General features: G+C 51.6%; 21 protein-coding genes and 1 pseudogene. 10 read left to right on the top strand and 12 right to left on the bottom strand.

Annotated features, from left to right (window positions below; translation table 11 throughout):
- Nucleotides 1-45 precede the first annotated feature (45 nt).
- The 4 genes from CMR03_RS10850 (at nt 46) to CMR03_RS25230 (ending at nt 1,689) form a co-directional block, all read left to right on the top strand.
- On the top strand, nt 46-258 hold the full coding sequence (locus CMR03_RS10850) for a hypothetical protein (RefSeq protein ID WP_063878268.1): 213 nt from the start codon (nt 46-48) through the stop codon (nt 256-258).
- Nucleotides 259-482: 224 nt separating this feature from the next.
- Nucleotides 483-878 carry an ADP-ribosylglycohydrolase family protein gene (locus CMR03_RS25990; protein WP_208625019.1) on the top strand — a complete coding sequence of 132 codons (396 nt, stop codon included), beginning with the start codon at nt 483-485 and terminating at the stop codon, nt 876-878.
- On the top strand, nt 878-1,558 hold the full coding sequence (locus tag CMR03_RS25985; protein WP_208625018.1) for an ADP-ribosylglycohydrolase family protein: 681 nt from the start codon (nt 878-880) through the stop codon (nt 1,556-1,558). The genes CMR03_RS25990 and CMR03_RS25985 overlap by 1 nt, the downstream gene beginning before the upstream one ends.
- A complete protein-coding gene (locus CMR03_RS25230; protein WP_158087020.1) occupies nt 1,525-1,689 on the top strand; it encodes a DUF6508 domain-containing protein in 165 nt (54 codons plus the stop codon). The genes CMR03_RS25985 and CMR03_RS25230 overlap by 34 nt, the downstream gene beginning before the upstream one ends.
- A gap of 612 nt (nt 1,690-2,301) precedes the next feature.
- Here the strand turns inward: CMR03_RS25230 and CMR03_RS10840 are convergent.
- The 6 genes and pseudogenes from CMR03_RS10840 to CMR03_RS10815 all read right to left on the bottom strand — a co-directional run bounded on the left by CMR03_RS10840 (nt 2,302) and on the right by CMR03_RS10815 (nt 6,823).
- On the bottom strand, nt 2,302-3,591 hold the full coding sequence (locus CMR03_RS10840) for an MFS transporter (RefSeq protein WP_096011518.1): 1,290 nt from the start codon (nt 3,589-3,591) through the stop codon (nt 2,302-2,304).
- Entirely contained in the window at nt 3,588-4,079 is a 492-nt protein-coding gene (locus CMR03_RS10835) for a NanQ anomerase/TabA/YiaL family protein (RefSeq protein WP_096011517.1), read from the bottom strand. The genes CMR03_RS10840 and CMR03_RS10835 overlap by 4 nt, the downstream gene beginning before the upstream one ends.
- 49 nt (nt 4,080-4,128) lie before the next feature.
- A complete protein-coding gene (locus CMR03_RS10830) occupies nt 4,129-5,049 on the bottom strand; it encodes a dihydrodipicolinate synthase family protein (RefSeq protein WP_096011516.1) in 921 nt (306 codons plus the stop codon).
- Nucleotides 5,050-5,095: 46 nt separating this feature from the next.
- Nucleotides 5,096-5,790 (bottom strand): annotated as a pseudogene (locus CMR03_RS10825) (PfkB family carbohydrate kinase).
- A 302-nt stretch (nt 5,791-6,092) separates the two neighbouring features.
- Entirely contained in the window at nt 6,093-6,308 is a 216-nt protein-coding gene (locus CMR03_RS10820; RefSeq protein WP_063878265.1) for a hypothetical protein, read from the bottom strand.
- Nucleotides 6,305-6,823, bottom strand: a complete 519-nt coding sequence (locus CMR03_RS10815; protein WP_306822223.1) for a DUF2778 domain-containing protein — start codon at nt 6,821-6,823, stop codon at nt 6,305-6,307. Before CMR03_RS10815 ends, CMR03_RS10820 begins: the two co-directional genes overlap by 4 nt.
- A gap of 721 nt (nt 6,824-7,544) precedes the next feature.
- Here CMR03_RS10815 and CMR03_RS10810 point away from each other — a divergent pair.
- The 6 genes from CMR03_RS10810 (at nt 7,545) to CMR03_RS10780 (ending at nt 13,804) form a co-directional block, all read left to right on the top strand.
- Entirely contained in the window at nt 7,545-8,831 is a 1,287-nt protein-coding gene (locus CMR03_RS10810) for an MFS transporter (RefSeq protein ID WP_096011515.1), read from the top strand.
- Nucleotides 8,832-9,075: 244 nt separating this feature from the next.
- A complete protein-coding gene (locus CMR03_RS10805; RefSeq protein WP_096011514.1) occupies nt 9,076-9,702 on the top strand; it encodes a LysE family translocator in 627 nt (208 codons plus the stop codon).
- A 549-nt stretch (nt 9,703-10,251) separates the two neighbouring features.
- Nucleotides 10,252-11,796, top strand: coding sequence for a methyl-accepting chemotaxis protein (locus CMR03_RS10800; RefSeq protein WP_096011513.1), 1,545 nt, complete (start codon nt 10,252-10,254; stop codon nt 11,794-11,796).
- A gap of 144 nt (nt 11,797-11,940) precedes the next feature.
- Nucleotides 11,941-12,105, top strand: a complete 165-nt coding sequence (locus CMR03_RS10795) for a hypothetical protein (protein ID WP_244181369.1) — start codon at nt 11,941-11,943, stop codon at nt 12,103-12,105.
- A 446-nt stretch (nt 12,106-12,551) separates the two neighbouring features.
- Entirely contained in the window at nt 12,552-13,070 is a 519-nt protein-coding gene (locus tag CMR03_RS10790; RefSeq protein WP_096011512.1) for a DUF2778 domain-containing protein, read from the top strand.
- Between the two features lie 242 nt (nt 13,071-13,312).
- Entirely contained in the window at nt 13,313-13,804 is a 492-nt protein-coding gene (locus CMR03_RS10780; RefSeq protein ID WP_096011510.1) for an Hcp family type VI secretion system effector, read from the top strand.
- A 255-nt stretch (nt 13,805-14,059) separates the two neighbouring features.
- On the opposite strand, the gene CMR03_RS10775 is transcribed toward CMR03_RS10780, so the two are convergent.
- The 6 genes from CMR03_RS10775 to CMR03_RS10750 form a co-directional block, all read right to left on the bottom strand.
- Complete coding sequence (locus CMR03_RS10775; RefSeq protein WP_063878253.1) at nt 14,060-14,611, bottom strand: tyrosine-type DNA invertase; 552 nt, start codon at nt 14,609-14,611, stop codon at nt 14,060-14,062.
- Between the two features lie 815 nt (nt 14,612-15,426).
- Complete coding sequence (locus tag CMR03_RS10770; protein ID WP_096011509.1) at nt 15,427-16,101, bottom strand: helix-turn-helix domain-containing protein; 675 nt, start codon at nt 16,099-16,101, stop codon at nt 15,427-15,429.
- Nucleotides 16,098-16,769 carry a response regulator transcription factor gene (locus CMR03_RS10765; RefSeq protein ID WP_063878251.1) on the bottom strand — a complete coding sequence of 224 codons (672 nt, stop codon included), beginning with the start codon at nt 16,767-16,769 and terminating at the stop codon, nt 16,098-16,100. Before CMR03_RS10765 ends, CMR03_RS10770 begins: the two co-directional genes overlap by 4 nt.
- A 71-nt stretch (nt 16,770-16,840) precedes the next feature.
- On the bottom strand, nt 16,841-17,542 hold the full coding sequence (locus CMR03_RS10760) for a LuxR C-terminal-related transcriptional regulator (protein WP_244181368.1): 702 nt from the start codon (nt 17,540-17,542) through the stop codon (nt 16,841-16,843).
- A 105-nt stretch (nt 17,543-17,647) separates the two neighbouring features.
- Nucleotides 17,648-18,193 carry a fimbrial protein gene (locus tag CMR03_RS10755; protein WP_158087019.1) on the bottom strand — a complete coding sequence of 182 codons (546 nt, stop codon included), beginning with the start codon at nt 18,191-18,193 and terminating at the stop codon, nt 17,648-17,650.
- Between the two features lie 31 nt (nt 18,194-18,224).
- Nucleotides 18,225-19,310 (bottom strand): fimbrial protein, encoded by a 1,086-nt coding sequence (locus CMR03_RS10750; RefSeq protein WP_244181367.1) that lies wholly within the window; start codon nt 19,308-19,310, stop codon nt 18,225-18,227.
- Between the last annotated feature and the right edge of the window lie 3 nt (nt 19,311-19,313).

Raw genomic sequence — 19,313 nt, 5'->3', positions numbered from 1 at the left:
TCGTCGCAGCATTAACACCTTCCCCTTTATAAGGACTGAGTATCGATGCGTAAACTTCCCTTTCTGCTGGTCACACTGGGCCTTTTGATGTCGGTCGCCTCTCAGGCACAGGCCGAAGGCTGCCTGAAAGGCGCGCTGGTGGGCGGCGTGGCGGGCCATCTTAAACATCATGCGGTTGCCGGTGCCATGGCGGGCTGCGCGGCGGGGCATTACCTGGCGAAAAAGCATAAAGAAGAAGACAGTAAGCAAAGTCACTAGCGGTTCAGTTGGGGTTGCCGGTGGGCCGCCCCGCTAAAGGTCAGGCTTCGGCGTGGCAATGAAATCCACGCCTGTCTTTCCCGTCCTGCTTTCCTCCCCCCTGCCCGCCAATAGCCTTTGATCGACATCGCTTTCAACTCGCGTTAATGTGTCAAATCGTGTTTGAAAAGCCGAGAAGCGTGCCGCCCTGTCTGGCTGGCGCTGAGGTAAATCAGGACAAATGGATGAATGCTGATAAAATCAATCGGGCTAAAGGCGCATTAGTTGGGTTGGCGCTGGGCGATGCGTTAGGTACCACCCTTGAATTTCAGCCCAGACCGGCAAAACCGGTGGTAACCGACCTAGTTGGCGGTGGCCCCTTTATGCTTGAACCCGGTCAATGGACGGATGACACGTCCATGATGCTGTGTCTGGCTGACAGCCTGATCGAACGGGGCGAAAATGTACCTGCCGATCAAATGCGACGCTATATCAACTGGCGCGATTATGGTTATAACTCCTGCACCGGAACCTGTTTCGATATTGGCACGACCGTCGCCCTCGCGTTAAAAACATTCAGCGCTGAAGGCATTGCGCTGGCGGGCAGCACCGCCCCAGAAGTGCGGGCAACGGCAGCCTGATGCGCACCGCGCCTGTGGCATTATTCATGCATCACGCCCCTCTCACTGCGGTCTTTGAAGCGACGAAACTGGCCAGCGCCACCACTCATGCAGAACAGCGATGTATTGAGGCCTGCCAGTACATCACGGGCCTGATCCACATGCTGCTCAACAGCGATAACACGCCGACCAAAGCAAGGCTATTCAACGCGTTTCATTCTGCGCAGTACGCATGGATAAAAACACTGCATCCGGACTCCTTAGCCATTATTCAAGGTCGCTACCGTCTTAAATCGCGTGATGAAATCAGCAGTTCTGGCTATGTGATTCACTCACTGGAAGCCGCTCTCTGGTGTTTCTGGCACAGCGAGACATTTGAGGAAGGGGCATTACTGGCGGCAAATCTTGGCGATGACGCGGACAGTGTCGCCGCTATTTATGGTCAGCTTGCGGGTGCGTATTACGGTTACCATGCCCTGCCAAAATCCTGGCTTTCACGGCTGGCCTGGCACGATGACATCGTGCAACGGGCTAATCTCCTGATTATCAGACAAGACAATACCGTACTAAAACGCTTCATCGCTGACTGCCAGGACGATATTGAAAACAACATGCCGCTATCCGCCGAAAAAAATCAACTTATGCTGACGGGTTTTGGCTGGAACCAGTGGATAACCCACAATATGTCGCTGAGTGCCTGAGTCTGGTGACCGTTTATACTCGCGGCGATCGCTATATTGAGGGATTGCTCCATACATCCGCATCGGATGGGACGCTCGACGCCATTATTAACAGGCTGGCGATATTGATTCAGGATGAATATGCCCTTTGACGCCTTGCTTCTGCTTAAAGCAACGCGGCTTATTTTTCACAGGCCCTGCCCCTCTCGTTAAGTCAAAACCCTGCCAGATGACCTGGCGTTGAGTAGAGCGTGATCACTGCTCGCCGTCTTTGCCAAAGCGACCGCTCAGTTTCCCTGTATTTGTATCGCTGCAACCGTCAACGCAAACGGCGTCGGCGTGCACACCGCCAGACTCAGGCCGCCCACCTGCAGTGCACCGCCTGATACCATGATAAACGGCCGCAATGTTGTTATATTTTCTCTTTTAGTTCAACAGAATTTAATTAAACCGATTTATTAACGGGAAGAGGAAAAACGATAATTACGCGCCGGGCAAAGAGGTTAACCCGAATAGAAAAGACGATGACAGACGGAGAAAACGCCCCCGTCTGGATGAATCATTTTCTTTAAGGGCAATCGATGCGCCGATCATCCTGAACTGACGTTATCGGCCCCCTGCTCTGCCGATTACCGCGTTAAACGGTTTCGTACTGGTACATTTCACGTCAGCCCTCTTTAACCGAAGGTAAACCCTGTCAGCGATAACCGTCAGCGTGGGCTGCCACCTGGTGCAACCCTGGCTGGCCGCCAGGGTTGGGATTGTTAGCTTGCCTGCAGCGGCTTACGCACAAACAGGCCATAGCTCAGCGCGCCCAGCATCAGCAGCGCGGCACCGAGCAGAAACACATTGGTGAATTTCCCCGTGGTATCCAGAATAATGCCGGTCACGATGGGCGCCATCGCCGCCCCCAGGAAGCCGCCAAAGTTTTGAATCGCCCCCAGCGAGGCAACCTGAGACTTCGGTGCAATATCGCTGGCCAGCGTCCAGAGCGCGCCCTGCGGCATTTGCGAGAAAAAGTAGCCCAGGGACAGCAAGCTAATTGCCAGCGGCGTGCTGTCGACGAACGGAATCGGTGCCACGAAGCAGGCGGCCAGAGCAGCCCCTGAAACGACAGGGACTTTGCGCGCGGTGATGGCTTTGACGCCCCGACGCACCAGATTGTCCGAGAGCATACCGCCAACCAGCACGCCCAGAATACCGGCCAGAAACGGAATAGAGGCAATCCAGCCCGTGGCTTTCAGGCTGAAGCCCAGCGATTTTTCCAGATAGCCCGGCAGCCAGGTCAGATAGACCCAAATCGTGAACATAATTGAGAAATTGCCGATCACCATAAACCAGGTGGTGCGGTGTCGGAACAGCGACCGCCAGCGAACCGCGGTTTTCTCTTGCGGTGTGGCCGCGCTGTATTGTCCGGCATGCAGCAGCGCATCCTCACGGGCATTGGGATCGCGATAGAATTTCCACCACGCCAGCAGCAGGGGAAGCCCCATCACACCGATCGCAACGAACATGCCGCGCCAGCCCAACGTCAGTAACAGCACGGTGAGGATGGGCGGCGCAATGGCATTGGCAATTTGCGAACCGGTATTGATAATCGCGGTGGGCAACCCGCGTTCACTGTCACCAAACCAGCGGTGGGTGATTTTAATCCCCGAGGTAAAGAATGGGGATTCAGACACGCCCAGCAGCATACGCAGGCCATAGAAATAGCTGTAGCTGTTGGCAAACGCCGTCAGCACGGTAAAACCCGACCACAGTCCCAGCGCCCAGGAGAACATCTTTTTGGGGCCGAGTTTGTCCACCAGCCAGCCCGCAGGCAGGTTCGCCAGTGCATAGGGCCAGAGAAACGCCGACAACAGTAAGCCCATTTCGGTCTGGGAAAAGCCAAATTCCGCCGCAATGGTGGTGTTGGCAATGCTGAGGTTGGCGCGGTCCAGGTAATTCACTATCGCCGCCAGCAGTAACAGCGTAACGATGCCCCAGCGCAGTCGCCCTTTCAGCGTGCCCTGCTCGCTTACCGTCGTCTCTGACATCGTTGCAGAAGGCTTCATGGCAACGCCTGCACGGCAAACAGATCGAGATGAATTTTAATCACCGCCTTGCGGACAGGCTGGGCCAGCGGAGACGCGCAGCCAGGGCGATGAATATCGTGGGGAAAGAACAGCGCAAACTGCCCTGGCGTCAGCGCGATGCTGTATTCATCCGTGATGTCCTGATAAAACACGACATCGTTTTCAATCCGACGGTCTTCCGCTATCACATGCTGCGGCTGGGCACGCGTCACGCCGATCGTTTCACGTCCGGCCAGCAGGTACTGGATATCGACATAGCGAAAATGGGATTCGGCCCGGCGGGCGCTGGCAGGCTCGGTCTCCATTTCCTGCAGCAGGCAGAACATTTGGTTGTCAGGCAGCAAATCGTATTTTCCCGTTTCCATCTGGCTGAAATCGTTGGCCGCAATCCAGCGAATCGCCTGGTCAACGATGGGATGAAACGCATGGCGCTCGCGCGCCCAGTCAAGTTGATCGCATACAATCATGGTGTTTTCCCCTGTAGTAAACCGATGCATAAGCAGCGTAAAGCGATTGTTATAAAAGGCGTGACTGCCACAGCGCACTGCCTTCGCGAATCTGGTCAAGCAATACGCTCAGTCCCCAGCATTTCTCCAGCACGTTGTCCCGGTTGACGCGGCAGTGCTCGCTGGTAAAGGTGCCCAGGCGCTGGTGATAAATTTTGGCGTTTTTGGGATAGCCCAGGGTTTCGGTGACGGCGCTCAGTGACAGGAACAGCGACAGCTCATGGGCTTTTTCAGGCTGTTGTGCGCCCTGGTGATAAAGCCAGACATACAGGTTTGGATGAAAGTTAGTGAACACGCCGCTGAAACCGCGCGAACCGGCCTGGATAGCGGGCCACGCAATGGCCGCATTGGCGTTGATTACCGCCAATGGCGTGCCTTCGGCCAGCCTGACGCGACGCTGTACCGTGGGCAGATCGCAGCTCACGTCTTTCAGCACCACAAAGCGACCGCTGTTGGCGCAGAAGCTGAACTCTTCATCGCTGAGCAGGCGACGATACGGTGCCGGGCACTCGTAGAGTCCTAACGGAAGATCGGCCGGTAGCGCCGCCAGGAGATGATTGAGGTGAGCATAAAACGTCTCACTTCCCTGATGCTGCGGATCAAGGTGATTGGTGACGAGCACCAGGGCATCAATGCCCGTTCCGGCCATCGCCTGCAGCTCCTGAGTCTGTTCAGTTAACCCATCGCTGATGTGGCCGGAGGCAATCACCGGCACGCGGCCCTGCACTTTCTCCACCACAAAACGCGCCAGCGCAACGCGCTCCTCCAGGCTGAGAAACTGCATTTCACTCGACTGGCACACTGCAAACAGCGCGTCCACGCCCTGCGCCAGATACCAGTCGATCAGGCGTGACAGGCCGGGATAATCGATCTGATCATCCGGGGTGAACGGGGTCAGCATGACCGGGACAATACCTTCAATCTTTTTCATGGTTTCTCCTGCCAGCGCCAGCGCGCGGCGGTTGCGTTACGTCGGGTTATCGTTGATTAAGTCGGGTGACAGCCCGATGCCGTTTGGGCATAGTGCTTGCGCCTTCCCGCGCGACGGCCAGGGACGCAAAGGCCGATACCCAGGTGGCGGCCTGCGCGCCGTTAAAGGCATCGCCCGCGCCGGCGGTGTCCACACTGAGCGCCGGAAAAGCGGGAGCAGCAGGACATCCGCCTCGGTGAATGCGTGGGTTAGCCCGGCAATCCCGGCATCCGTCAGGGTTTTACTGGCCCCGGAACAGGCAGCAATCATGTTCTCGCCGTTTTCCTGCGAGGCATCGAGGATGGCGCTGCCCGTGGGTTCGGTATCGGTCTGGTATAAACGGAAAGAGTGAATGTCTGATGACTAAAGGTGATCAAACGCGAACTGGCTGACCCCTTCGGTGCCGACTTTGGCAACCAAATGAACGCGCGATCCGGCGCGGCTGGCGGCCATCGCCTGCCTGGCCCCCTTGCCGCCTGGCCCAGAGGTGCTGCTGTGCGCCATCGGCGATTCACCACGTTTAGGAAATCGCGCCATCCTGGCGACGCTATCCACATGACATGCGCCCGGAATGCAGACCTTGCCCTGTCTGCGCCTGGTTTTCCGCGTGACACGCCGCTGACTCGCCAGCCCGTTAACGGTGACGCGTTCATATTCGTCCAGCCATTGCAAAATCTGATTGCGTCGTTCTTCCAGAAACATTTCCGCCCCTCCAGCCTGGCCGTTAAGCGTAAGGGAGCGCACGCGGCATGAAAGTGATGCAGATCTCAGCACCCGGGGAAAAACGGAAGCAAACGGAAGTCAACGAGTCAGCCGCTACGGCATTATCAAGACGGGCAGTGTGAGGGCTGAAAAGCGGCAGGTGTGATTCGCGACAAACTGTCTTCGGGCGGTAACGGCGGGAAATACCCGCAAACGCGCGTTGAATAGAGATCATCCTGTTCAGGAAACGCCTGGCCGCGGTAAGCCTCTGTAAGTGCGTCCTGCCAGGCATGTGCGGCGGGCTAACGTTTTAGTTTTCGGTATCCCCAGGAGGCCAGGACAGCCAGCACGAGCGACAGTACGAACTTAACCACGATGAACGTAAACGAATAACTGTTCATCGCCTCTTCGCCATCGCCTTCGATGGTGATATGGCTCATAAATAACGTGTTGATCCAGCTATCCGGGATCAGCACAAAAGCCGCCAGCAACACAATAATGAATACCGCAATTTTCATCTCACACCACACTGACTAAAATCTGGAATGCCGCGCACATCAAGGCGGCCATAAGCCATCAGGTCTTTCCCGCCCGGCACTTTTATCTTGGGTATCCGCAGCAAAGCATTTCTGAGGGTTTGAAACTCCGATGAGCTGTACAGCGTTACGCAGCCCCATGAAACACCGGTGCCGTCGCTGTTCAAAGGATGGAGACGAAAGCTGCCCCGCCGTGTGCCATTGACGTAAACATGATCACTCATGGTTTCTGCGTTGTATAAACCAAACCATTCGGAATGATGATTTTTGTACAAATGATAAGCATCAATCACTTCTGCACGCAGTTGGTTTAGCACGCTCCCTTTCGGACGATCGACTATCCAGTATGTGCCCGGTGGGATCGCGGCCTTTTCGATATCTGAACAGTCAGGGTTATTGATATAGCGATCGATGCCTGACAAAACATCAAATGAACCGATGCCATAGCAGTCAAGCTTAACCCTTTTTCCGTCTGGCGAGAGACGATCGTAGTCCATCGTACAGATTTGCATCTCACGTCCTTTAGAGGTGGCACAAGCTGAAAATAATACTGAAACCCTGTTCAACATCAAACGACTACCTTTTAAGATTCCTCTTATAACGTTGAAGCGCCTTCCTGCAGGTTATTATGTTCACCAACGCTGAATGTTGCCCTTAATTTTTATTTTCTGTAAAGCATAAAAACACCTGCGCTGGCAGGTTAAGTTACCAAAAGAGAATAACATTTAAATGTGTATATAACGCCCCGACCTTATTCGCGTTAACAACTACAGACGGCTTTATTAACCATCAGACTTAAAACCCATCGTGATAATTAACGTAACGCCTAAAACCCGGCGAAATAAAAAACCTAAACAGCCCATCAACCTGTAAGGGACCTTCCCTTCTGCCCGCCAGTAAAAGGCTTTCGTCATGACGTTATGGCTGGAACAGCTTAGCGTTACCATGATGCCAAACCCGCATCTCGCTATTTAGTCGCTGTAGCCATGTCGGTTACGCCGATCACATTATTTACCGAAAGTTATTTTCACGATATTAAACAATGCGCGTAATCACACCACTCGATTATGCGTTTATTGCAAAATCGCTTACCCAATAATAACAAGATGCAATCATGAGATTAACTAACACTCTATTAATTAACCTACATCTAATTTAAGCAATCATGTTACCTGTTTAGCGAAAGCATGAGGAAAAGGTAACAATAAGGGAACAATCATGAAAACAATCCGCTATTACAGATGGCACATGATATTACTGGTGTGCTTTATTACGATCATTAATTACCTCGACCGCACAGCGTTGGGCGTGGCCGCGCCGACAATGATGAAAGAACTGGACATGACCAAGGAGCAGTATTCCTGGGTGGTGAGCGCCTTTCAGCTGGCTTATACCGTCGGTCAGCCGGTGATGGGATGGTTAATTGATACTATCGGCCTGAAGCTGGGCTTCTTTCTCTGCGCTATCGTCTGGGGGCTGGCCACCTTAGCTCACTCTCTGATCGGTTCCTGGCAGGGGCTGGCGTGTATGCGCGCCATTATGGGCTTTAGTGAAGCCTCGGCGATTCCGGCCGGGGTGAAAACCGCGGCCACCTGGTTTCCGGCCAGGGAGCGAGGCATTGCCACCGGGGTATTTAACATGGGCACCTCCTTTGGGGCGATGCTGGCTCCGCCGCTGATTGCCTGGTGCATTATGTTCCACAGCTGGCAGTTTGCATTTGTCGTTGCCGGCGGCCTGGCTATCGTAGCGGCCTTTGTCTGGTTTATCTTTTATAACGATCCTAAAGAGGCCAAACGGCTGTCGGCGGAAGAGCGCGCCTACATTGAAAGCGGTCAGGAAAAATACCTTCACACCGGGAAGAAAGAAAAGACCTCTGCATTACGCATACTGAAACAGCGTAATTTCTGGGGCATTGGCATCTCGCGGTTTCTGGCCGATCCGGCATGGGGAACCATCAACTTCTGGGTACCGATTTTCTTTGTGGAAACCCTGCACTTCAGCCTGAAGGAGATTGCTATGTTCGTCTGGCTGCCCTTCCTGATGGCCGATCTGGGTTGCCTTGCCAGCGGGTTCGTGGCGAAGTTTCTGAACGACCGTGGCATTGGCCTGATTAATTCTCGCCGCATTACCTTTACTCTCGGGGCGGTGCTGATGACCACCATCGGCCTGGTCAGCATTGTTGACAACCCCTATATCGCCGTGTTGCTGATCAGCATTGGGGGGTTCTCGCATCAGTTGCTCTCTACCGTGGCCGCGACGCTGGGTGCGGATCTGTTCAGAAAGGATGAGGTGGCGACCGCCGTGGGGATGGCAGGTGCCTGTGCCTGGTCGGGTCAGTTGATCTTTAACCTGTTTATCGGCGCGTTCGTCAGCATAATTGGCTTTGGCCCGTTCTTCATTGCGCTGGCGGTGTTTGATTTGATTGGCGCGGCGGCGCTGTGGATCTTGATCAAAGCGCCAAAGGATGCCGGAACGTCGGATGCAGAATTAGCCGTATCGCCGTAGTGGTGTGGCGTGATATGACGTGGAGGTGCGCTGCGGGGCGTGCCTCTTTTTTCTCGTCTGAAGAGAAGCGCTGGCGGCGTGAGAGTCCGATAAGGAAGCGCGGGATGATATCCGCCGGCGTCTGACGCTGATGCATTAATCTAATGCGTGAACCTGGCGTCAAAAGCCCATCTCAGACAGGCCATAATGTGTTTTTCACAGAATTATGTTAATACATTCTTACGGTTACGGGTCGGACGAATGGATGTGGGACATGTCTTCATTTTTTGCGGCGTTACTGATTTACACCATTGGCACCGCCTCGCCCGGGCCGGGAAACCTGTCCATTGCGAATGCGGCGATGAACTATGGCCGTACAGCCGGTCTGGTGCTGGCCACCGGCGTCATATCCGGCTCCCTGTGCTGGGGCTTGTTAACCGCCTTTGGCGTGTCCGCGATTTTGGTTTCTTCCAACGGTTTTATCATCTGGTTAAAACTGCTCGGCGCGGCTTATCTGCTCTGGCTGGCCTCAAAAGCGCTGCGCAGTGCCTTACGACCCGGTGAACTTTCGGCACGTCCTGCCCAGGCCCACGCGCGTTTACGCGGCTATTACCTGCAAGGGCTGGGATTGCACCTGACCAATCCGAAAGCCGCGTTAACCTGGTTCACCGTGACCAGTGTAGGACTGACGCGCAACGCGCCACAGTGGCAGAGCTATGTTCTGGTCGCCACCTGCGCACTGACCGGGGTGATGATATTTAGCCTGTATGCGCTGATTTTCGCCTCACGTACGGCAGAGAAGTACCTCAACCGCGCACGGCGCAGTTTTGATCTGCTCTGTGCGGGGTTTTATGCATTGGTGGCGGTGGGGTTTTTGGTGTCACTGGGTTAAAAAAAGCCCCTGTCACAGGCGGTTATTCGATCTGCCTGGCGCGTCAGCTTCGCAGATAACAACCTGATGATACGACTTGAAACTGACATGACGCAGGCTGCACTCATCCTAAACCGCAGAAAAGATGACGATCTCTGATTTAGCACCGCTCGCGGTTCAGCCGTTGGAAAACGCGTTCTGCCAGCAGGTTATCGCAACCATTAACGCGATGCCCGCTGACTGCATAGTTTCATTGCCACCCATGGCTTATGTCCTGACAGCCCTTACCGCAACTGGCTCACCTCATGACCGGCACTGGGCCTGTCCCCATCGGATGCTCAGCAAGATGCTGGCGCGACGCGGTTTCCACTCGCAATCTGCCGTTTTCTGCCGCGGGCCGAGCCATAAATAAACCTATAAATAAGAAATATTAACAGACCCGCGAGAGGGGTTTTTCCTGTAAAAGTTTATGTCGTGATTGCTTACATTTTAATTATCACGGCCGGGATAAAGATTGCCGAGTCTGCGCCGAAAGATCGTCGTCTCCCCACCCTTCTTCAGGAAAGATTTATGAAAATCTCAACACGGCTCGGCTCGGGTTTTGGTACGTTAATCGTCTTCTTTTCCCTGTGCATAGTCGTTGCTATTCATTCTTTGTATCAGTCCAAAAATGCCCTTGAATCCATCGTTCAGGGAGATATGAAAAAAACAAAACTGATCACAGACCTGACGCTTATCCAGCGCGACATGGCCATTACAGTAAGGAATCTGTCGTTATTTACCGATGAAAAAGGCATCGCGGAGCAATCTGCACGGCTCGGAAAATTAAAGACCCGCTTTGTCGACAGCAGCACTCAACTGGGGCAGATGATTGACCAGTCGGGCAACAATGAAGAAATAAAAGCGTTTGAAGCGATAAAAAGCAGTGAAAAAGATGCACTGGAATCATTCAGTAATACGGTTCCACTGGCGCTGGGCAAAAATAACGCCGCAACAGTGAAGTTTCTTCTGGATACCGTCAGACCTGCCCAGAATCCCCTGATTGACGGACTGACGGCCATGGGCCAGGTGCTCACGCAGCGATCTGATGACGCCGTCAGTGCCAACCGTAAAACGACGGAACAGGCTTACGTGATCTTACTGGTACTGTTAGCTGTCGCGGTCATTTTTGGCCTGTCCACGGGCATCTATTTGATTCGCAAGCTGATGAGTGAACTGGGTGGTGAGCCTGTGACCGCACAGCGCCTTGCCTATGCGATTTCTCAGGGGGATTTAACCTCAGCGGTTCAGCTACGCAAAAATGACACCCGGAGCCTGATGGCCTCTTTGTCCAGTATGCAGTCGCGGCTCCGCGGGGTGGTATCAGACATTAAATCTGGCTCTGCTTCCGTTGCGCTTTCAGCAAACGAAATCTCACAGGGTAACAACGAACTGGCTTCCCGCACTGAAGAGCAGGCCGCTGCACTCCAGCAGACAGCGGCAAGTATGGAACAGCTGACGGCCACCGTGCAGAGTAACAGCGCCATGGCCAGACAGACGGCCAACGCCGCGAGGGATACGGCTTTACACGTAAAAAATGGTGAAAACGATGTCCGCCGTATGTCAGGCACCATGGGCGAAATTTCACAAAGCGCGTCTAAGGTCAGAGACATTACCTCTGTCATCGAAAGTATTGCATTTCAGACGAATATTCTGGCGCTTAACGCGGCAGTAGAAGCGGCACGCGCGGGTGAAAGCGGACGTGGATTTGCCGTGGTGGCGGCGGAAGTCAGGACGTTGGCACAGCGAAGCGCCACGGCGGCAAAAGACATTAAATCACTCATTGAGCAGGCGGTGAGTCAGGTGGAATCTGGCGTTACGGTGGCGAATGAAACAGGTCAAAATATTCTTAAAGTGATCGATTTGGTTGACGAACTGGCCACATCAATGGATACCATCGCCCTGTCGTCCGCTGAGCAGATGCAGGGGATCTCTCAGGTGAGCGTGGCGGTAAGCCAGATGGATGGTGTGACGCAGAACAACTCTGCGTTGGTTGAAGAGTCTTCAGCCGCCTCACAGTCGCTTTCTGAACAGGCTCAGACGCTGCGTCTCGCCGTAGAGACATTCAACGTCTGAATGTAAAAACACTGCCGATTACAGACGTATTCGCGCTCGGCAGTGATCACCGTTATTCTGCAACCCGCTGACGGCATGGTCAGCGGTAACGGCTCCCTCCCCAGGATGGGCTGACCCGCAGCGCAGTGGCAGTGCGATGTTCTGATGGCAACCTGTGCACTGACCGGCGTGATGATATTTAGCCTGTATGCGCTGATTTTTGCTTCGCAAACCGCAGAGAAAGACCTCAATCGGGCACGGCGTAGTGATCTGATCTGTGCGGGGTTTTATGCATTGGTGGCGGTGGGGTTTTTAGTGTCGCTGGGGTAACGTCATTCAGAGGCCTTCGTTATATTCGCGGAGGCGTAATCCGCGCTATCCTTCATCCATCACCGGTTTATTGTATAAGAAGATCGCCGTTGGCTTATTAACCCGCCCTTTACAGAAGGCCAGTGAATTTCAATTTACACTTTTGTTACTGAAAAAATAGTTTTCACTCCTCATTATATGATTTACTGAAACAATTCTTATAAACCACTGACCTGATATACAACTCACACTATTCATTAATGAAAACCAAGAAACACAAAACCAATCCATTTAAAATAAAAATCACATAAAACTCATCAGTAAAGACAGTCCTTAACAAAGCAAATCGAAAAATCAAATGCACACCACATTAATTGAATATAAATTCAAAATCGTAAGGCTAAAGTTGATGACTTATTTTTTCATTTATATGATAAGCCACAAACCTCATCAGGGAATGGTATATCATGGCATTACACGGAAAGTTGACGCTTGATGGTGCAGATTATGCGCCTTTTAATTTATATGGGGTGGGTGTTTTCATGGCCTTTTCAGGCAATGGTATCTACCGTAATCACGGTGCATGTGGAGCCATTAAAAGTAATGGTCCGTTACCACTGGGTAAATACTGGATTGTAGAACGTGGCTCTGGTGGCGTATTTTCTAAAACAAAGACGCAAATTCAGGATGCATGGAATAAATTTTACCATGGGACGGCCTTTGGACGCGACGAGTGGTTTGCTTTGTACAAAGATGACCTGAGTATTGATGACGGAACATGGATAGAAGGCGTTTACCGCGGATTATTCAGACTCCATCCCGGGCAAGTCTCAGAGGGATGTTTAACCATTCCACATAATTCAGACTACTCGCGCATAAGAGATGCACTCCTCAAAACAGATCCTGTTCAGGTGCCTTGCATGCGGGATCTCATGGCTCGTGGCTGGATTGAGGTGGTAACGAATGGTTTCAGCGCTTGCCCGTAACGCGGTTAAAATCCTCTTTTTTTTGATTATAACGTTCGCTGTTGCTCGCTCACTCGGTCATCCCGAGAACTATGCAGACCATGAATTTGTCAGTCAGTTAGCCCTATTTTTAACGGGTGATGTTAATGCAGAATCAATCTACGATGCATATTTCTACATAGACTTTTTCACTGTCGTAACGATCAGTATTGCTTTTTATTTAATAACAATGATGTTAATCAGAAAAACAAGGAGAAAATAGTATGCCAATTCCTCCCTATATGTGGCTTAAAGACGACGGCGGCGCAGATATTAAAGGATCGGTTGACGTTCAGGATCGGGAAGGGAGCATAGAGATCATCGGACTGGGTCATGGCGTTAACCTCCCTGTCGATAGCACTAACGGGAAAATTACTGGTACGCGTCAGCATTCATCCATGATGATTGAAAAAGATGTTGATAATTCTACACCTTACTTTTATAAGGCTGCGGCTACTGGTCAAACGTTAAAAAGTGCAGAAATTAAGTTCTATCACATAAACGATGCAGGACAAGAAGTTTGTTATTACACAGTCCTTATGGAAAATGTAAAAGTGACAGGCGTCAACTGCGGCGTACCTAATGTCCGCTTAGCGGGTAATGATAAAATGAACCACGTTGAAAGTATCAGTTTGCAGTATGAAAAAATCACCTGGCGGATTGTTGATGGCAATATTCAGTTTACTGATGCATGGAATGAGAGACTCACGGCATAAAATAGCACACCTTAATCATTAGTTTTCCGCTGAAGTCCAGTGCACTCAGGTTCTCTCCATCACTTTCGCGTAAAGGAGAGTGAAGACGCCAGCCACGATAACCTCGCCCCTGCCAGCCGACACAGGAACATCGTGCCGACAGGTTTTGCCGGTGCAATAACACGCCAGCGATCAGGACTCACGCCACCTCTCAGGTGGCGTGAGTCTTTTTCCTCATCGCAGGTCTGGTCGTTAAAAAAGGCATTCCCCCGCAGGCTAAAACACGACAGATTTAAAACGGGCAGCATTCGATGCCGTGTAAATGACGGTGTTTTGAATATTCCTGTGACCTAAATAATCCTGTATCAGTCGCGTATCACATCCCTTATCCGCCAGGGCATAGCCGCAGGCATGCCTGAACATATGCGGATGCACATCAATGTTGATATTTGCGGCTTTACCGGCCACCTTGAAAATACGGTATAACTGCTGCCTGGATACTTTTTTACCGTGTCGCGATAAAAACAGATATTCAGAATCCGAACCCAAATAGCTTGAACGCTTCTGCATCCAGGCCTCTAACGCTAACAGTTCGCGATGCTGCAAAGGATGCTGGACTGAAAATCCATTCTTCAACCTCGATATATAGATGATTTTATTGGAAATCTCCACATCTCTCAGTTTCAGTTGCGACAACTCACTGACTCTGAGTCCGTGTATAAAGCACATCAGCAACATGCATTGGTTTCTTTCACTGTTTTTTGAGGTGCCCACGGCAGAGATCAACCTTTCGACCTCGTTCACCGTCAGGTATTTTCTTCTTTTCATCTTTTTATTTTTACTCTTCCATAAGATTTCAAACAAAAACTGTAGATAAGAATATAACCAACATAATTACGGCCTTCTTCCCTTCAATCCACCTACCTATTTAAGGTGATATAAACGCATAAAAAACACATAGCAAATTGTTACATCCGTTTATTGTTTCAATGTAAATTCATACAAGCATCATCGGTTGTGATGTAGCGAATCCGAATTCGGGTATTGTCATAAGCTTATGGGCCAAAGATTAAATCACACAGATGAATATATTTGGAAGTGTGTTTTTATAAAAACGGAATATTTAATCATCGGATTTGTTGTAAATATGAATATCAAAGAACTTAAACCCATAAAAAACAGAGCAACCAGAATATTAAACTGCAAAAATGATAAAACAGACAAAATAAAAGAATGATTTACCCCAATAACGTTAACAATAACAGACTGAAAGTAATAAATTAAAACTTAACGTCCGCTTTTAGGATTATTTATAATTCATATCAAACCGGCATTATTTTAATACAAATAAAACCCATAAAAACAGCAACTTAATCCAGGGTGCTTTGTCCAGAACATTTTGCTTTTGCAAGGGCGCATTCGTGTAGCCCCGCATTCAATCAGATACATTTATCTATGCTGGTATTTATCTTAAACCTGATGTTCCACAGGATGAGGGAAATGATCAGTCGCTAAATGGCAGTCTGACATTCAGCGTTCCCTTTTTAGTAGAAAAACGCTTATCCATTCTGTGCGGTTGTCACCTCATGGAATAATAAGCACCCTGTTTTTTCTGGCTCAACAGGTTCAACCTGCCTCATGGCTCACTGACGCTGCTGGACATGAAATGCGTGCGTTCTGTTGGTAAAAAAGGGAAAGAGTATGTCGATATTTTTGAAAAGGATAAGCTGAAAGAAATACGCATTGTCGAAGCCAAGCTTGCTCATCAGTGTTGATCGGACATGGTAGACTGACTTCAGAGATAAGCAGGCACGCTCAGAGATGGTCTGAATATCCTGGTCGGCGGCCAGGTATTTAATCATATAGCGCTCTTTTTTGGTTAAACTTGTGCATGGACTTTTCGCGATCCGTAATTCCTGACCGCAAAAAATGTCATTCAAATCACGTTCAAATTCGAAAAGGGCTTTTTTCTTCTCCACCAGAAAACTTTTGGCATGATCGACGGGAATAAAAGCGCCGGTTTTATCCCCTTTTAGCCAGATGATTTTCAGGAACGTACAGACCTCAAACATCCCCATCATCGATAACCACTCACCCTGAATAAAGATATCGTTATCAATAATTAATATGACTGAATCAGCATTACCCCATAACTTGCGATAAAGCGCTTCATCAAGAAACCTGACGTGGATAACCTTCGAATGCGGGTACAGTTGTGAGACACCGAAATACAACCAGTAATTATCAGAAAGGACGATAATCGGTGCCTTATTACGAACACATTGACACAGGCTGCTCAAATGCGCGTGTTGGATCATGAGAAATCGAATCCTTGATTAAACATAGTATTTAACTGTAGAAACAACTCTGCGTCGGTCCTGACATCGAGTTTTCGCATCGCATTGCATTTATGGGCACTAATCGTCTTGATACTTAACTGCTTCATCCGCGCAATCTGTTGCAAATCCATGCCATTAAAAAGGTGCCTTAAAACATCACGTTCGCTGCGCGTTAATTTCGACGGCGTACAGTGATGGGTTTCATTGATTCGCGCAAGGTCACAGCAGATTTTGGGGCTGAGTACACGCTTCTGCTCAAACGCCTGTTTGAAGAATTCCTGTGTATTGGCCAGGGATTCCCCGCGTGCGATCACGCTGATATTGTAGTGATTCAGTAAGGTCCGCAGTCCGTTACTGTCATGGCATGAGGTATACACCACGATATTCATGTCGGGGAACTGCGCGTTCAGCCGCAGTAAGAGGTCAATGCCTTCCTGGAGCGTCTCCTCCGCGCTCTGCAAGTCGGTGATAAGGATATCCACGGACTGGTACATCAGGGCATCGAACATTTTGCCCAGGCTCGGTTCCCGAATGATGATGTCACAGTCTGTATCGACAGACTCAATGAGCGTCGAGAGGCCAGCGAGCGTTAAAGGATGGCTGTCCATTAGCGCCACGGTGCGGGGCGATGTGCAGGTCTGATTCATCAGGCGGTTGCTCCTTGCAGGCCGGGGCTGCCGGCCGTTTATCCATTAAGAAACACATCCAGAGGTAACGCTTAAAGTCCGGTAGCGGGACCGATTTGCGCCATCCAGGTGCCCTGCGCAAAGAGTTCACTGTCATTGTGAAAACCCAGTTTCACCATGGCATTCCGCTTATGGGTACTGATGGTTCGGATATCGCGATGAAGCGCCTGCGCCACCCGGGAAACGCTCAGGCCGGAAAACAGATAAGCGAGAACATCCAGCTCTCTGGCCGTCAGCGCGGTATTTTTCGGGGTGGTCTTTGCCAGCAACTGCTGCACTTTGGGGCTTAGCCACTGCCGCTCGCCAGCGAGACATCGGGTGACACCCTGCGCCAGCGCGAGTGCCGGTTCGTGTTTTAACAAAATGCCGTGCGCTTTCGAGGAGACAAGCATCTCAAGTATCCGGTAGTCGCTGAAATCCGTGCAGATAATGATCTTCATGGCCGGGCAGGTTTCATGCAGTTGCCCCAAGAGGCGCAGTCCATCCAGCATGCGCTCTTTTTCGCCGCAGATATCCATAATCAGTAGCGCTGGCGGCGCGCTGGCCACGCGCGATGAGATGCCCGCCAGACTTTGCACATAGCTGATGGCATCGGTTATTCCACATGACCCGACCAGGATCTGCTTTATGCCCAGCGCGGTCGCCGGGCAGGCATCCATAATCAGTACCCCTGATCCGGCAGGCGACGTGCCTGATGGAGTAGGGTCTGGCGTTAAATGAGTGACGACGTTCATCTTACCTCCTTGTTTTCTTCGTAACGCGCCCTGACGGCAGCCTCCTCTCGACCAGAAGATGGACTTGCTGTGTGGGTTTTCCTCTCTCTGTTCGTGCCCTTTCAACTACTGATAAGTAAAGGTGACCTGCATGGTTCCAACAATGGTTCCTGGCGTGGCATTGCCCTGCGCACTGTAGGCGCGCGCCTGCATCTCGAAGGTGGTGCCACGACCGGCGTTATCCACGCGCTGTACCCTTTGCGTGGCGTTGCCGAGCGGCACACCGTCACGGCTTTGCACCTCGATTTGTACCTGAGAGGCGGTACCTGTATTCGCGTACATCGTGCTTTCGACCTCATCCGCCACGCCGTTCAACGTCATCGTCGCCTCCCGCGTCGATGCCGGGCATTCGCTCAGGACAATCGAAAAGGGTCGCCAGTCGGTTGACGCGCCCGCCTCAGCCAGGGATGTCGCTAAAATGTTCTGGCCTAAATCCACATTCAATCCGCTGGCTGGCAGGTCAATGTGACAAGGCGAGGCTTTGATGTTGCCAGTAATATTAAGTTGAGTATTCGCCCTCACCGGCGAGGCCAGCATGATGGCCGTCAGCCACAGTATCAACGCCGGCGTTTTTGCTTTGTTGCTCAAACTGAACGCTGCTTCCTTAACCATTTTCGTTTCCCTTACGCGTTGCATCACGGAATTACTCTATTTCGGCGCGAATCGTCGCTGTCGCCGAAAAATCCCCGGTCTCAGGTGCCTGACCTGTGCTGTTAACGGGAAATAAGTTAATCCCCGAGGTGCCGACCTGCGAGGCGTAATCCATCCTCAGCGGCAAGCGTCCACTCAGCGGCACGATGGTTGTGCCAGCGGTATCCTGAATCCTGACGCCTACGTCGCGGTTGGTGGTGGACAGCAGCGTCGGATCGTTTGCATCTGGCGTTCCCTGGAAAGAGAGGCTGACCTTCACGCCCTCGGAAATATTGGTGCAGGCGACGTTGAAATTGACGTTCTTCGGCGTAAAGTTTTTCGCCATTTCCCCTTTGGTGGCGATATCCCCTGACATGATGTCGCCGAAAGGAACGGTGATCACGCCCCCGCCATTGATCTCGCAGGATTGCGGCACGGTTACCGTGCCGCTCATCCAGACGGTTGAAACCGGTACGCCAGACTGCGTTGTCGGATCTGAAGCGAGATAAACATCAACCACCTTCGTCAGAGGAATGGTTTGTTCGCCGACAAAGGGCCGCTGAAAATACAGTGAGATCGAACCGCGTGAGCCGGTGGCGTAAGGATACCTGCCGCAGTTGGTGGCGCTGTTCAGGTTGCTGACGCTGGTGAACGGTGTTGCCCTGTTTGCACCATAACCGCCGGCGATGTAAACCTCGCTGGCCACCGCCAGATATTCATTGATGCTGTAATAGTTGAGATTACCGTCGCTGTAGACCAGCCCGGTATCCGGTACTTTTGCCGTGACGTAGGCCCCGGTATAGCTGCCGGTACATGAGCAGGTCACGTTGTAGTTCCCGCTGAGATTCCACTGATAGGCATTGTTAATCACCCTGCCCGTGGTGTTCTGTGACGGGTCCGCCAGCAGGTAAGACATATTGAAGTTGTACGATTTTGTCCCGTCTGTCGGGGCGCAATCACTTGCCTGCGCCTGGGCACTTAACATGCCGCCCGCCAGCGCCAGGCAAAGCCAGGCTGCGCGTTTGCCCCCGAAAGAACGGCGCAACGAATTGCGGTGTGAGGTCGTGTCCAGAATAAAGGTCTGCATGCGTTCGTTCATATC

Origin of the sequence: Pantoea allii (assembly GCF_002307475.1) — a bacterium.
GTDB classification, from domain to species: domain Bacteria; phylum Pseudomonadota; class Gammaproteobacteria; order Enterobacterales; family Enterobacteriaceae; genus Pantoea; species Pantoea allii.
Note: the sequence above shows the minus strand (reverse complement) of the source record. Positions and strands in the feature narration are given on the sequence as shown.

Coding starts and splice junctions, on each gene's coding strand:
- CMR03_RS10830 (WP_096011516.1), bottom strand. CDS start 5,049: ATGAAAAAGATTGAAGGTATTGTCCCGGTCATGCTGACCCCGTTCACC.
- CMR03_RS10790 (WP_096011512.1), top strand. CDS start 12,552: ATGGCATTACACGGAAAGTTGACGCTTGATGGTGCAGATTATGCGCCT.
- CMR03_RS10770 (WP_096011509.1), bottom strand. CDS start 16,101: ATGATCCAACACGCGCATTTGAGCAGCCTGTGTCAATGTGTTCGTAAT.
- CMR03_RS10795 (WP_244181369.1), top strand. CDS start 11,941: ATGGCAACCTGTGCACTGACCGGCGTGATGATATTTAGCCTGTATGCG.
- CMR03_RS10815 (WP_306822223.1), bottom strand. CDS start 6,823: ATGGACTACGATCGTCTCTCGCCAGACGGAAAAAGGGTTAAGCTTGAC.
- CMR03_RS10820 (WP_063878265.1), bottom strand. CDS start 6,308: ATGAAAATTGCGGTATTCATTATTGTGTTGCTGGCGGCTTTTGTGCTG.
- CMR03_RS10765 (WP_063878251.1), bottom strand. CDS start 16,769: ATGAATCAGACCTGCACATCGCCCCGCACCGTGGCGCTAATGGACAGC.
- CMR03_RS10805 (WP_096011514.1), top strand. CDS start 9,076: ATGTGGGACATGTCTTCATTTTTTGCGGCGTTACTGATTTACACCATT.
- CMR03_RS10810 (WP_096011515.1), top strand. CDS start 7,545: ATGAAAACAATCCGCTATTACAGATGGCACATGATATTACTGGTGTGC.
- CMR03_RS10800 (WP_096011513.1), top strand. CDS start 10,252: ATGAAAATCTCAACACGGCTCGGCTCGGGTTTTGGTACGTTAATCGTC.
- CMR03_RS10840 (WP_096011518.1), bottom strand. CDS start 3,591: ATGAAGCCTTCTGCAACGATGTCAGAGACGACGGTAAGCGAGCAGGGC.
- CMR03_RS10755 (WP_158087019.1), bottom strand. CDS start 18,193: ATGGTTAAGGAAGCAGCGTTCAGTTTGAGCAACAAAGCAAAAACGCCG.
- CMR03_RS10780 (WP_096011510.1), top strand. CDS start 13,313: ATGCCAATTCCTCCCTATATGTGGCTTAAAGACGACGGCGGCGCAGAT.
- CMR03_RS10835 (WP_096011517.1), bottom strand. CDS start 4,079: ATGATTGTATGCGATCAACTTGACTGGGCGCGCGAGCGCCATGCGTTT.
- CMR03_RS25990 (WP_208625019.1), top strand. CDS start 483: ATGAATGCTGATAAAATCAATCGGGCTAAAGGCGCATTAGTTGGGTTG.
- CMR03_RS10750 (WP_244181367.1), bottom strand. CDS start 19,310: ATGAACGAACGCATGCAGACCTTTATTCTGGACACGACCTCACACCGC.
- CMR03_RS10850 (WP_063878268.1), top strand. CDS start 46: ATGCGTAAACTTCCCTTTCTGCTGGTCACACTGGGCCTTTTGATGTCG.
- CMR03_RS10775 (WP_063878253.1), bottom strand. CDS start 14,611: ATGAAAAGAAGAAAATACCTGACGGTGAACGAGGTCGAAAGGTTGATC.
- CMR03_RS10760 (WP_244181368.1), bottom strand. CDS start 17,542: ATGAACGTCGTCACTCATTTAACGCCAGACCCTACTCCATCAGGCACG.
- CMR03_RS25985 (WP_208625018.1), top strand. CDS start 878: ATGCGCACCGCGCCTGTGGCATTATTCATGCATCACGCCCCTCTCACT.